Origin of the sequence: Enterococcus sp. DIV1337a (genome assembly GCF_051712285.1) — a bacterium.
Classification (GTDB): Bacteria; Bacillota; Bacilli; order Lactobacillales; family Enterococcaceae; genus Enterococcus; species Enterococcus faecalis.
The window spans coordinates 2,273,542-2,286,984 of the sequence record NZ_JBIOOP010000001.1; the positions used below are offsets into that span (position 1 = coordinate 2,273,542).

Sequence of the window (13,443 nt, forward strand, 5' to 3'; positions counted from 1 at the left end):
TTCACGCTCCTTTAAAATAAAATACAGTTTGGGACATACTACCATAATTATTAAGATAAAAAAAGAGTGTTTCTCAAAAAACTTTCATTTTTCGAGAAACACTTGGTCAACTAATCAATTTCGTCTATTTTTCTGAAGACTTTTCCGCCGAATGTTCTTTGTTTTTATGGTGATGGTGGTGATGATTTTGTTTAGAATACAGGTAGGATTTTGCTACGACCGAAATAAACATAGCCATAATCCCCAAGCCCACTGTAGCATAAACCATGGTGAAAATTTTTCCCAAGTCAGTGACTGGATGAATATCCCCATAACCAATCGTGGTTAACGTCATGAAACTTAAATATAATGAATCTAATGGCGACAATTTTTCCACTGTTGAATAAAAAATGGTCCCACTCAACAATGTGGTTGCCAGTAAAAAGAACAAGGCGCGAGTGTCTTCTTTTTTTAAGATACCTAAAAAAGATGAAAATAATTTTTTGACAGAAATAAGTAAAGATAGCAAAAAAATGACCTCTTTCTATTGTTAATCTCTTCTTAACGTTAGCACTTTTCAAAAAAAGTTCAACTTTTTAATTGGTGTGGTTAAAGAAAATTTATTTTTTTGTTATTTATAATACACTTCATCTAAAAACAACCCTTGTGCAGGAGCCGTTTCACCTGCGCCTTCTCGGACTTTTATTGCGAATAATTCGTCAATTATCGCTAATTCTTTGGTTCCGGCACCAATTTCTAAAAGTGTCCCAACGAGGATGCGGACCATTTTATGCAAGAAACCATTGCCCACAAAAGTGAACTGTAACATTTCACCGTTTCTTTCAATCGTAATCTTTTCAATCGTTCGAGTGGTCGATTTTTTGGTTTTTTTCAATGCTGAAAAGCCAATAAAATCATGGGTCCCTATTAATTTTTGGCAAGCTTGTTCCATTTTTTCTTGATCCAACGCTTTGGGAAAGTGAAAGCTATGATACCGTTCAAAAGCATTAGGAATTGGGCTATTCCAAACATAGTAGCTATATTGTTTGCCTGTGGCGTTATACCGTGCATGAAAACGTTCAGGCATTTCTGTGACTGCTTTAACAACAATATCGCCAGGTAAATATCGATTTAAAAAGGATAACATTTCGTTCGTTGTCAGTGAACTAGTCGTTTTAAAATTCGCTACTTGACCACGTGCATGTGTGCCAGCATCCGTTCTGCCTGAACCAATAATTTCAATCGATTCACCCGTCATCTGTGTTAAAATACTTTCAATTTTTCCTTGAATCGTTTTATCTGAATTGCCTAGTCGTTGCCAACCTGAGTATCTTTTACCATCATATTCAATGGTTAATTTTATGTTGCGCATGGGCGAAGCTCCTTCGTATTCTTTTTCTCTCTTATCATAGCAGAATTAAGTGGATTTTTCTTCTTTTCCAAGAATAAAACACCTCTTTTTCATAAAAAAGAGGTGTTTTATTTAGTTTAATCCTGCAATTTTCAATTCTTCAACATTCGCTGCTTTAGCATTTTCAGTCACTACGGCTTTAAATGACACTTGGTCGCCCTCTTTTAAGAATAGCGCCAGCGGACTGTTATTAGTTGTTACGCTAAAAATGGTTTTTTCATCTTCTAGTAAAAATGAAACTACCGTTTGCGCTTCCCCAGCTACTACTGAGACACGAGCAACTTTACCTTGCATCGTTTTCAAGTTGGCTTTGTCTGTATTTTCATTGTTGCTTCCTTTGGTTACTAACTCAATTCGGTAAGCGTCCAATGCCCCTTGTGCCGTGTCTGCATCAATCACAATATCATTATCTACAGCGTTTATATAAACATATTTTTTGAAAATCCCTTTACTGTCCATTAACGAAACAATCCACGTTGGCACGCCATCAATGTTATAAAGGACTGGCATACTAGCTTTCCATTTCTTTTCTGGATAAATTTTTGAAGCGATAGAAATGGCGCCATCACTATCCATAATGCCGACTTTAGTATCACGATAATACGTAACTTGACCTGTTCGGGCATTGATTAAGGAGTAACCTAAAGCGGAATCTTGATCTTTTTCACTACTTGTAAAGTCCGTAAAATAAAGCAACTGGTTCCCTTCCTTGTTCATCATCGGCGTAATTTGTCCTGATGCATAAATACCATTTTCAGTTGGAATTTTGACGTCTTTTTTGGCACCAAACATCGTCTGGTTCCACCAGCCTTGACTGTAACGACCAAAGAATTCATTTAAGCTATTCGCCGCTGAACTAGTAATCGGCGCATCAACGAAACTTGGGGCTTTTTGACTGTCATAAACGTTAACTTCTCCTGTTGTAGCATTTAATACTGCCGTTTTAAATTCATTATAGTGCATGCGACCAGAAACGCCATACTCTTTGTAAAGCGTTTGAATATAGTAAGGATTTCCTTGGTCGTCCAGCTCTAAATTGATTGTGCCAGTTGCTGCATAACCTGGATAAGCGGAGTAAATTTTTCGTGCGGCATCTTTGCCAAAGTAAGCTGAGGGAGTGTAAACAATTGGTTTTTCTACAAATTCTGGCTGTGCGTTGATATCTGTCGCACTAATGATGAAATAGCCAGGTACTTCCCCCAGTTTTAGCCATTTAAAGAAGCCATTAAATTCGACTGTTGCTACATAAACATACTCGCCATTGACAACTTGTGCCGTTATACCATCCAAAGTAAACATATTGGAATTGGGAATGACAGAAAATTTCTGTAACATTTTTCGTTTCGCCGTTTGTGGTGCAATCGCAATTGGCGTTTCTTTCGCCGAAGTTAAAACTTCAGCTTTTTCTTCCGTTTTTAAAGGAATCGTTTGATAAATTTCATCAATAGAAGAAATTCTGGTAATACTACTGACAATGGACAACAAAATCATTGCCAAAACGGCAACACCCATAATTTTGCCAGACCAGTCTTTGTTAGCCGTTTTGTTGGTATTCTTCCCTACTTCTTTGCGGAACTTTTGGATACCAGGAACTTCGACTTTACTAGCTAAGCGTGTACCTAATAACACCCCACTAGCAATCACTGCGCCAATCAAATTAATCCACAACACGGTTGAAAGATTTTTACTTGGCAAAGTCACAAATAAAAAGATACCTAACAAGAGCAATTCCATCACCATTAATAGAATGGTCCCCTTACTCTTTTTCCCTTTATTCGCTACAATTTTGGCGCCATTCGCAACTAAGATCCCGATACCAAAAAATAACGTTAACCCAATAAAATTAAAAAACATTCACTTGCCCTCCTCATAGATAAGTAAAAAAAGTGCTCCCACGCATTGTAGAAGCACTTTCTGTGATCCATTCTATTATAACGTTTTCTATTTTTACTGACAATATCGTTGAAGCAAAATCAGTCGGAAGGCTTAGAATTTTGAAGAACGTTTATTTCTCTGGCTGAATATAGGGAACGATAGGTGCCGTCACGCCAATTGAAGCACCACGAACAAAAGGTTCATTTTGTAAGGCTTTGAAATTTTTGGTTTGTCCGGTGAGCATGACTCCCCAAACAGGTAATTTTTCGACTTTTTTATTTTTATTTTGTTGGATAAACTTTTGGCCTTCTTGGTTGTCAGCAAACATGGGGGATTTTTCTAAGGTTTCAAAAAAGTGTTGCTTATCATTTTCAGGATCAAATATTTCGTTGTGATCGTCCATGCTTAATTGAAAACCATAAGGTAGCGTACCTGAAGGACCTTCTGTTTCATTAACCGTTTCGGAGTAAACATAGAGCCAAACTAAGTTGACATTACTTGGCAACATTTTACGGACTTCTTCATATGGATAAGGTTTATCAAAAGAAATCGCCACTTCCGCTACTTGGTTTTCCATTTTGTCTAATTCAGTTAATTCATTTTTGATACCACCATAGTAATTGGTAATCGCTGGGTTATAAAAAGACGCCACTTTCTGCTTAGTTTGGCGGTTGTATTCATAAAAATTCTTAGAAGAATAATAGCTGCCAGGATAGGCTTCATTCCAGTCAATCGAATTTCTGAAAAAGCTATATCTGCTGCGTAAATTACTCCATTCCACCGTGTAACCATCAATATTTTTTGAACGATTGGTCACAACTTCGCCCCCAAAAGGCGAACTATTAGCAATTACTTGGGAGTCTAATTGAGTGTTTGGTGAAGCAATCATTTCTTGATCATTAATTACTTCTAGTAAGGCCTGATAGTTTTTCGTCGAAAGTTTATCCATTCCCACAAAAAAACCGACAAACAATACGACAAAACTAACAACGGTTATTGCACCAATCACGAGAAATTGTTTTCTTTTCGCTTTACGAATACTTTTTTTTAAATCCACTGCTATTCCTCCAGTTCTTTTTTTAGTTTTTGACGTGTGCGATACAATTTTTTGCGAACATTTTCAACAGATACTTCTAAAATTAACGCAATCTCGGCATACGATAATTGATAATAATATTTTAAAAGTAATAGTTCTTGTTCCTCATCTTTTAAGGAATCAATCAATAATAATAACTCTTGACCTTCCATTTTTTCTATTGATTGCACAGGATGACTGTTTGCCACAAAAGTGCGTTCTCGCTTCTTTTTTCGATACATCGTAATGTAGTAATTAAATGTTACTCGGAAAAACCACGGGCGTAGATTTTCGGACGTAATTTCAGGTAATATTGAAAAAATCGTTGTATATGTTTGCGACACTGCATCTTGTGCATCTTCAAGACTTGCTCCTCGGCGAATCAAGACTTGGATGACTTCTTGCCCCAAAGAAAATAGTACTTCGTCAAAATTTGCCTCCTTTTTCATCTGATTGCTCCTTTCACTTATACAACGTTTCAACTAAGGAAAAAGTGGACAGTCCTTCGTTCATTTTTTTATGTATTTTTTCTTTCAATAAAAAATGCTCCTGCTTAGGCAGAAGCATTTTTATTTTTGCTTATTTATCATTTTCCAATAACTAATCTTCGTGTATAAACGGCTTGCCCAGAATGCATCACTGCATCATCAATCGCTGAAACTAAACGTACTTGTCTAGTCACGGGTGGGGTCCAATTTTTATCAATCACGTCTGACAATTGTTCTTCTTTGACTTGGTCTAAATAGCTTTTGGTAAGTGCCACACTAGCAGCCAAATAGTCACTAAGCAATTGCTTTTCTGCCACCACGACTTTCGCCGCTTCTTCTGGTGTGTGATGCCAGTCTTCTGTCTCATCTGGCAAATCCAAGGCAAATTTTTCTGTCCAGTGTTGACTAAGCCATAACGGATCACTATGATTAAGTGCGGAAATTTGTAGGTCTAATTCTCTGGCTGTGTGCCACATCAGCCAAGTAACAGACTTGATTAATGGCGCGGGCATCGTGTTTGCTTCAGCAACAGTCATTTGCGCAAGTGTTTCTTCAAAACGTTCGTGCGCTCGGTCAAGGGTTTCACTAGAAAGTTGAGTGACTTTCATAAAAATACCTCCTTTGTGTTGGTGCCTGTTCTTTCGTTTCTATTTTCTATTATACTGCAAAAGAATCCGTTGTAGTTCTTTTTTGGCTGCTTAATCTTCGGAAAGAGTAAGGTCACTTTCTTTCTTCAAAAATAACACCCTCCTAAGTAAAAAAGAATTGACAATTCTCGTGGTTTCCCTTAGTATGTGGAAAAGTACCTTTAAGATAGTCCGAGAGGCTAACAAGGCAAAGTTCTGTAAAATTCTGTATTTTTGTATAATGAATGATACGAGATGTCTTGCCCTTTTTTTGTGTGCAAGGCTTTTTTTGCGCGGTGCTTAATCAATTTATTTGGGAGGCAACAAAGTGGAAAAGAAAAAACGTGAAGTGAAAGGTATCTCATTTACCAAAAAAATGGTGATTTCATTGGTGGGAGGGTTAATCGTTGGGCTCGGCTTTTTATTTTTAAGAGAGCACCTTACGCGCAGCAATCAAGGCGCCGTGTGGCAGACAATCAATCAGATTCTTTTCCAAGATATTTCAGATCCTGAAAAAGGACAATCTGCGATTGGGCTTTTCTATATTATTGGTCAACTATTTATCAACGGCCTACAATTAGTGATTGTGCCGATGGTCTTTACTTCAATTACTTTAGCCATTTGTCATATTACCGATACGCAAAAATTAGGACGAATTTCTTATAAAACGATTTTTGGCTTTTTATCGATGTCACTGATTGCTCTACTAACAGCAGGAATTGTGGGCTATAGCGTATATTTAACTGGTGCTTTTAATGTGTCGTTATCTGAAACGCTAGCTCCTGTCGAAGTAAGTACAAGCGGCAATCCATTAATGGTGATTGTCAATGCTGTCACGAAAAATATCGGTTCTGCATTTAGCGACAATGGTGCGATTTTAGCAGTTGTTGTGTTAGCAGTGATTACTGGTTTATGTATTAATGCATTAGGGGATAAAATTCGTGTTTTCAAAAAATTAATTGAAGAAGTCAATGCGATGGTCACGTTATTTTTAACCTTTGTAATTACCAAATTTGCTCCTATCGCCGTCTTTATGTTGTTAGTTCGGACGTTTGCTTCTTACGGGATTGATTATTTAAAACCAGCGTTAGTCTATGTCGTAACAACGACAGCGACGCTCTTAGCCTTTTTGATGATCGGCTACCCATTATTTATCTTATTTGCGACAAAATTAAATCCTGTTCCTTTTATTAAAAAGATTATGAAAGTTGTGGTTTTTGGATTTTCTACTTCTTCTTCGGCAGCCACTTTACCGTTAAATACAAAAACGACGGTTGAAGAGTTAGGTGTCGACAGCGATGTTGCCGCCTTTGTCTTGCCGTTAGGAATGACTATCAACATGAACGGCACAGCGATTATGCAAGTAATTGCGGCTATTTTTGTGGCGGGCGTCGCTGGTTATGAAGTGACACCAGCTAATATTGCCTTGATTGCCATTTTAGCTTTGATGTCATCTATTGGTACACCGGCGGCACCTGGCGCTGGCGGGATTATCCTTTTCACTATTTTAACTGGTTTAAACTATAACAATGAGATTGCGATTGCGACGTATTCATTGATTTTAGCCATTAATCGTCCAATCGAAATGCTCGTTACTAGCCTAAACGTGGTTGGTGATAGCGCCACTGCGATTTATGTCGCACATTCGGAAGATTTGTTGGATGAAGCCACTTATCTGACTGATGTCGCTGACTTGGAAAATGCGGAAGCGGAGTAATTAATGAAAAAGCAGACTTCTTGAATGGAAGTCTGCTTTTTTCGTTATTGTTATTTTGAATATATTCATAAAACAATAATTATTTTAAATAAAAATTCTAGTTATTAATATACGCAACAGCACTACCGCTACCAAACTTAATTCCTGGCAAACATTTTTTATATAAATTGAGCTCTTTTAACGTGTCCTTTCTACTTGATAAAGATTGGAATGCATAACGAGTCAGGCCATTCTCAGATATTTTTGATTCTGAATACTTTGAAGAAACTTTGTATGCAGCAACAACAGCATTATCCGCTCCAGTGTTAATGGCTATAATATAGCGAATACGGTGTATTTTATCACGACCAATTACCCAGTTACCCAAGGTTCGCGATTTCAAGTTATCCACATCACGGAATGTATCATCTAATGGATACTCTTTCGTTTCATCCTTACTAAGGCGAAAAGCATCTCTGACTTTCACCGCTAGAATCAACTCATCTGTTGCTATTTCACTTATTGACATAGGTTGAAAACCAAAACATTCTTCAATGTCTTCCACTAACATAGCTTTAGAACCATGCCCTTTTACTAAGTTTGTCAACGGCAGCCTTTGAATAAGCCGTGCATAATTAATCAACGCATTTTCACTTGCAAAAGCCTCAGCTTCAGATAATCCATAACTAAGTATATAGCTTAGTACTTGCAACCCCAATGCATTTATCTCTTGAATCATTTTTATTTTTAATGTTCCCGCTGTTTCATCGTTTTTTAATAAATTTGATTGTCGCAACAAATTTAGCGCAGCTTGTCGATGAGCAAAAACACGATTATCTTTCCCTTTACCAATATAAAAAGGTTGGTTGTTTCTTGTATCAACCAAACAGTATACATAATAAATATGCTGATTATCTTTTTGTAACTTATTTAGTGTTGGGGCAGAAAATTTATCTAACATCTATTTTGACTCCTTCTTTCTAAATTTCCGCTTCTTAAACACCGCCCCTACTTATGATACGGTTCCCCTTTCATAATCCGAAAACCTCGATAAATTTGTTCCACTAATACCAAACGCATTAACTGATGTGGATAAGTCAAGCGGCCAAAAGAAATTTGTTGATTACTTCGCTGAAGGACTGAATCACTGAGACCTAAAGAGCCACCAATGATAAAGGTTAGGTTACTTTTGCCACTAATCCCTAATTGTTCAATTTCTTTTGAAAATTCTTCACTAGATAATTGTTTGCCATTGATGGCTAAAACAAAGACGTATTCGTTGTCATTAATTTTCCCCAAAATACGTTGGCCTTCTTTTTCTTTGACTTGAAGCATTTCAGCGTCACTGAGTTTTTCCGGGGCTTTTTCATCTGGTACTTCGATGATTTCCATCTTGGCATAGCTATTTAAACGTTTCAGATATTCATTAATGCCTTGAATCAGGTATTTTTCTTTCAGTTTTCCGACTGTTACTAGTTTAATTTTCACCTATTTCACTACTTTCTCGTTTTCTTTTCGTTCTTATTTTAGCACGAAGCTTTGCTACTTTCCACAACGTTTCCACATACTTATACACATATACACAGAGTTATCCACAGAACAAACCAGAAAATTACTTTATTTAACAGCTTTTTCAATACAAACACATATTCGCCACTTATTTGTCCACATTATCCACATTCTGTGGATAACTTTCCTAAAAACTGTACACAGACTTATTCCCGATTTGTTCACATTTTTCTGTGTATAACTTTTTCATTCGTATTTTTTCTGTAATTTTTCCCTAAGTTGTTCATAAAAAATTCAAAGCTATTCGATAGACTAAAGGAGTAGGAAACAGATATACTTAATATAGAAAATTCAGATGCACTTATTGGGAGGTTATTTTATGCAACGAAAAGATGTTACACCTAATTCAGATAAAAAAAGTTTATTGCAAAAATTTGGGATTGGTTTAGCTGGCGGCTTACTTGGTGGCGCCCTTATTCTAGGAGGCGCTTATTCTGGGATTATTCCCTCCCCCAACGGCGGAAATAATGCGGCGACGACGACATCCACTAACCACGGCGATACAAAAGTCAGCAATGTGAGTTACAATGTTTCTAGCGATGTCACAAAAGCCGTGAAAAAAGTTCAAAATTCTGTGGTTTCTGTCATTAATATGCAAAGTGCTAACAACAATTCTTCGGCAGATGATCCTTTTGGGGGATTGTTCGGTGGTAATGAAGGTTCGCAAGACTCTTCTGGCAACAATGGTAACGATTTAGAAGCAGCCAGTGAAGGAAGCGGAGTTATTTATAAGAAAGATGGTAAAACGGCGTATGTCGTGACGAATAACCACGTCGTAGATAAAGCACAAGGATTGGAAGTTGTTTTATATGATGGTACCAAAGTGAAAGGCGAACTAGTCGGAACCGATGCTTATACGGATTTAGCCGTGATTAAAATTTCTTCCGACAAGGTTGATCAAGTCGCTGAGTTTGGGAATTCTAGTAAACTCACAGTCGGTGAGCCTGCTATTGCGATTGGTTCCCCTCTAGGTTCTGATTATGCTAACTCTGTCACACAAGGAATCATCTCTTCTGTGAATAGAAATATTACCAATAAAAATGAGTCTGGTGAAACCATCAATATTAATGCCATTCAAACCGATGCTGCAATCAATCCAGGAAATTCTGGGGGCCCACTAATTAATATTGAAGGGCAAGTCATTGGAATTAACTCAGTAAAAATTGTGCAATCAACTAGTCAAGTGAGTGTTGAAGGGATGGGCTTTGCGATTCCAAGTAATGACGTAGTCAACATTATCAACCAATTAGAAAAAGATGGTAAAGTGACGCGGCCGGCTCTAGGGATTACGATGTCTGATTTAACAGGAATCTCTTCACAACAACAAGAACAAATTTTAAAAATTCCGGCTTCCGTAAAAACGGGCGTAGTAGTTCGTGGTGTTGAAGCAGCTACCCCTGCTGAAAAGGCTGGCTTGGAAAAATACGATGTTATCACGAAAGTTGACGGCCAAGACGTAAGCTCTACTACAGATTTACAAAGCGCGCTTTACAAGAAAAAAGTTGGCGACAAAATGGAAGTGACTTATTATCGTGGTTCTAAAGAAATGAAAGCAACCATCGATTTAACCATTGATAAATCAGCTTTAACGCAACAAAATAATCGCAGCAATCAATAAAAGTCAATAAAAGAAAGAAACGACCTGTTGTTCAGACAACAGGTCGTTTCTTTCTTTTATTCTCCTACCGCAAATGCAGAACCAACTTCTGCATCAAAAGGCAACTCTAAGATGCCTTTTTTAGCTGGTGCATTGGGTAAACGTAATTCTTTTGCTGAACAAATCATTCCAAAACTTTCTTCACCACGTAAAACCCCTGGCCAAATCATTAAGCCATCAGGCATCATTGCGCCTGGTTTGGCAACAACTACTTTTTGTCCTGCTTTGATATTCGGTGCGCCACAAACAATTTGTAAAATTTCGCCGTTGTCTACTTCTGTTTGTGTGATAGATAAATGATCTGAATCTGGGTGTTTTTTACATGATTTAACAAAACCGACCACAATTTTAGGGGTGTCGTCTTTTTCAATAGTTTCTGAAAATCCCGCATCTTTAATCGCTGTATTGACTTTTTCAATTTGTTCATCTGTTAAAGTCACTTGGCCTGTGCCATTAATGTCACCTAGAAGTGCTGAAGCGTTGAAAATATGCCAAGCTACCACCGTTTCTGGCGCCTCAACTAAACTTACACGTGCTACATCGCCAACACGTTTTACTTGGTTTTCCGCACCTTGATCGTCCGCAACGATGACAAGTAAAACATCACCAACGTGCTCTTTATTATATGCAAAAATCATTTCTGTTCCTCCTCTGTCGTTTTCCTGTCTTATCTTATCAAAAATTGACCCATTGTGCATACTTTTTTGTCGAAAAACTAAAAGACTTGGAAAATATGTCGCTACGACTTATTCTCCAAGTCCTCAATTTTGAGTGACAAGCCGTTGATCCTTTGGAAAAACCCAAAGAAACATTCGGTCAACTCTCTATTTAATCAATTACTTTTTTACTTATTTTTCTTCAGAGTGAACAATTAAGACATCGCAAGGGGCTTGACGAATAATGTAGCTACTGACGCTTCCCATAACCACACGTTCGACGGCGTTTAATCCTGATTGTCCCACCATAATTAAATCAACATTGTATTTTTCAGGTAATTCATGACTCATGACTTCTTTGGGTGAAGCAAACATGGTAACTGTTTCAACATTATGAAAATCAACGCTTTCCGCATACTTTTTACAATCGGCCATTAATTCTTCTGCAGCAGCTGTTTCTTGATCAATTAATTGATCATTTAACGTCGAATACCCCATCATTGTGTACACTTGATTTTCTAAAATATTTGCAACAATGACTCGGCTTCCGTTTCGACGAGCAACCTCAATTGCACGTTCATAAGCTAAATTGGCTTGATCACTACCGTCTACGCCGACAAGAATATTTTTATACATTTGTTCTTCCATTTTCGTCACCTTCCCGATGGAGGCTGATCTAAAAGGCTTCTTTGACTAATAAACTAGAGTCAAAAACGAATTTAGGACCCTTGTGCAGAACGCCCTTTTGTCCAGCTGATTCTCTCTTAATTTAATGGTTCCTCTGGTTCATGAAAATTAGCCTAAGCTAGTTAAAAATGCACTGATTTCTTCTTTTGTTTTTCGGTCTTTGTTTACTAAGCGTCCTAACTCTTGACCGTTTTCAATTACGACAAAACTCGGAATACCAAAAATATTCCACTCGGCAGCCACGTCAATAAACTGATCACGGTCGACTTCGATAAATTGAAACGCTGGAAATGCTTCTTCAATTTCAGGCATGACTGGTTTAATGAAACGACAGTCTCCGCACCAATCAGCAGTAAAGAAGAAAACATTTTTACCTTTTTCAACATAAGTGGCTAGTTCTTCTAATGAATTGGGATAAATCATTTAAACATCCTCTACTTTCCGTAAACAATTGTATTAACTGTTGATTTATCCAAGCCACGTAATGCTTGTAACAACATTTCCCGCGCTGCTTCATAATCCGCAATACTAAACATTGTTTGATGCGTATGGATGTAACGACCACAAACGCCGATGACTGTACTTGGTACACCATTATTAGTTGTGTGCGCAGCCCCAGCATCCGTTCCGCCTTTAGAAACAAAATATTGATACGGAATATTGTGTGTCGCTGCTGTATCTAATAAATATTCACGTAAGCGAGGCAATGTGATCAAACCTGGGTCGAAAATCCGTAATAACGTTCCTTCACCTAAATGACCATACGTCCCTTTTTTCGTGTGAATATCATCTGCCGCTGAACAATCCACCGCAAAGAAGATATCTGGATTAAATTTATGAACAGATGGTTTAGAACCACGTAAACCAACTTCTTCTTGTACGTTTGCTCCAGCAATTAATGTGTGGCCTAATTCTTCATTTTGTAACGTTTCCAATGCATCTAATACCAACGTACAACCATAGCGGTTATCCCATGATTTACTGATAATATTTTTGCCATTGGCTGTTTTAATCGTTTCTGTTTGTGGAACAATGGAATCCCCTGGACGAACACCAAAGCTTTCAGCTTCTTCTTTTGAAGAGAATCCTGCATCAAATAACACATCAGAGACTTCTAATTGTTTTTGACCACTCGTACCACGTAACAAGTGTGGCGGAATAGATGAAGAAATACATGGATAGTTCCCTTTACTTGTTTTTAACGTAAAACGTTGTGCTGAAACAACATAGGGATTCCAACCACCTAAAGGAACCACTTGGAATAGACCATTATCGTTAATTTGAGTTAACATGAAGCCAACTTCGTCCATGTGGGCTGCTACCATTACGCGGGGCGCTGCTTCCACTTTTGAACGTTTAAGCCCAAAAATACCACCTAAACCATCATATTGAACTTCGTCCACTAAAGGGGTGATATGTTCTTTCATATACGCGCGAATGTCATCTTCAAATCCGCTAGTTCCTTGTAATTCAGTTAATTCCTTAATTCGTTGAAATGTTTTTTCTTCCACAGATGTATGTCCTATTGCTTTTGATTTGTTGGAAATTACGCCAACCAAGCGTCACTTTTCCTCTAAAAAAGTCACTTTATCCTGTCGATAAAAATAGGTACTCCTTTCATATGATTTCACTCTTATTATAACGCAAATACTAGAAAATGCACATCGCTTTCTCTTTTTAAACGTGACAATGAGAATGCCCTAAAAGAATGATTGAAAAACTTT

Annotated in this window: 14 protein-coding genes; 2 read left to right on the plus strand and 12 right to left on the minus strand. The window is 37.6% G+C overall.

The features are described from left to right. Window positions 1-124: 124 nt before the first annotated feature. The 6 genes from IGL49_RS10765 to gst form a co-directional block, all read right to left on the minus strand. Complete coding sequence (locus tag IGL49_RS10765) at window positions 125-508, minus strand: potassium channel family protein (protein ID WP_104855179.1); 384 nt, start codon at window positions 506-508, stop codon at window positions 125-127. A gap of 102 nt (window positions 509-610) precedes the next feature. Beyond that, on the minus strand, window positions 611-1,351 hold the full coding sequence (gene truA, locus IGL49_RS10770) for a tRNA pseudouridine(38-40) synthase TruA (RefSeq protein ID WP_104855180.1): 741 nt from the start codon (window positions 1,349-1,351) through the stop codon (window positions 611-613). A gap of 111 nt (window positions 1,352-1,462) precedes the next feature. After that, window positions 1,463-3,244 (minus strand): DNA-binding protein, encoded by a 1,782-nt coding sequence (locus IGL49_RS10775; RefSeq protein WP_104855181.1) that lies wholly within the window; start codon window positions 3,242-3,244, stop codon window positions 1,463-1,465. Between the two features lie 151 nt (window positions 3,245-3,395). Further along, window positions 3,396-4,322: an anti-sigma factor gene (locus IGL49_RS10780; protein WP_104855182.1), complete on the minus strand. Its 927-nt coding sequence runs from the start codon at window positions 4,320-4,322 to the stop codon at window positions 3,396-3,398. A gap of 2 nt (window positions 4,323-4,324) precedes the next feature. Beyond that, a complete protein-coding gene (locus IGL49_RS10785; RefSeq protein WP_104855183.1) occupies window positions 4,325-4,789 on the minus strand; it encodes an RNA polymerase sigma factor in 465 nt (154 codons plus the stop codon). A 137-nt stretch (window positions 4,790-4,926) separates the two neighbouring features. Further along, complete coding sequence (gene gst, locus IGL49_RS10790) at window positions 4,927-5,436, minus strand: DinB family glutathione transferase (protein WP_104855184.1); 510 nt, start codon at window positions 5,434-5,436, stop codon at window positions 4,927-4,929. A 331-nt stretch (window positions 5,437-5,767) separates the two neighbouring features. Here gst and IGL49_RS10795 point away from each other — a divergent pair, with 331 nt between their 5' ends. Next, a complete protein-coding gene (locus IGL49_RS10795; protein WP_241690081.1) occupies window positions 5,768-7,171 on the plus strand; it encodes a dicarboxylate/amino acid:cation symporter in 1,404 nt (467 codons plus the stop codon). 97 nt (window positions 7,172-7,268) lie between these two features. Here IGL49_RS10795 and IGL49_RS10800 read toward each other — a convergent pair whose 3' ends face one another. Both IGL49_RS10800 and rlmH read right to left on the minus strand, forming a co-directional pair. Continuing rightward, entirely contained in the window at window positions 7,269-8,111 is an 843-nt protein-coding gene (locus IGL49_RS10800) for an LEM-3-like GIY-YIG domain-containing protein (protein WP_104858679.1), read from the minus strand. A 47-nt stretch (window positions 8,112-8,158) separates the two neighbouring features. After that, complete coding sequence (rlmH, locus tag IGL49_RS10805) at window positions 8,159-8,638, minus strand: 23S rRNA (pseudouridine(1915)-N(3))-methyltransferase RlmH (protein ID WP_104855187.1); 480 nt, start codon at window positions 8,636-8,638, stop codon at window positions 8,159-8,161. 400 nt (window positions 8,639-9,038) lie between these two features. Here rlmH and IGL49_RS10810 point away from each other — a divergent pair, with 400 nt between their 5' ends. Beyond that, on the plus strand, window positions 9,039-10,337 hold the full coding sequence (locus tag IGL49_RS10810; protein WP_104855188.1) for a S1C family serine protease: 1,299 nt from the start codon (window positions 9,039-9,041) through the stop codon (window positions 10,335-10,337). Window positions 10,338-10,393: 56 nt separating this feature from the next. Here IGL49_RS10810 and ytpR read toward each other — a convergent pair whose 3' ends face one another. From ytpR to pepA, 4 genes are all read right to left on the minus strand, one after another. After that, entirely contained in the window at window positions 10,394-11,014 is a 621-nt protein-coding gene (gene ytpR, locus IGL49_RS10815; RefSeq protein ID WP_104855140.1) for a YtpR family tRNA-binding protein, read from the minus strand. Between the two features lie 210 nt (window positions 11,015-11,224). After that, window positions 11,225-11,680: a universal stress protein gene (locus tag IGL49_RS10820; RefSeq protein WP_104855141.1), complete on the minus strand. Its 456-nt coding sequence runs from the start codon at window positions 11,678-11,680 to the stop codon at window positions 11,225-11,227. A 147-nt stretch (window positions 11,681-11,827) separates the two neighbouring features. Further along, complete coding sequence (locus tag IGL49_RS10825) at window positions 11,828-12,142, minus strand: thioredoxin family protein (protein WP_002355015.1); 315 nt, start codon at window positions 12,140-12,142, stop codon at window positions 11,828-11,830. Window positions 12,143-12,153: 11 nt separating this feature from the next. Next, a complete protein-coding gene (pepA, locus tag IGL49_RS10830; RefSeq protein ID WP_104858270.1) occupies window positions 12,154-13,230 on the minus strand; it encodes a glutamyl aminopeptidase in 1,077 nt (358 codons plus the stop codon). Window positions 13,231-13,443: the final 213 nt, after the last annotated feature.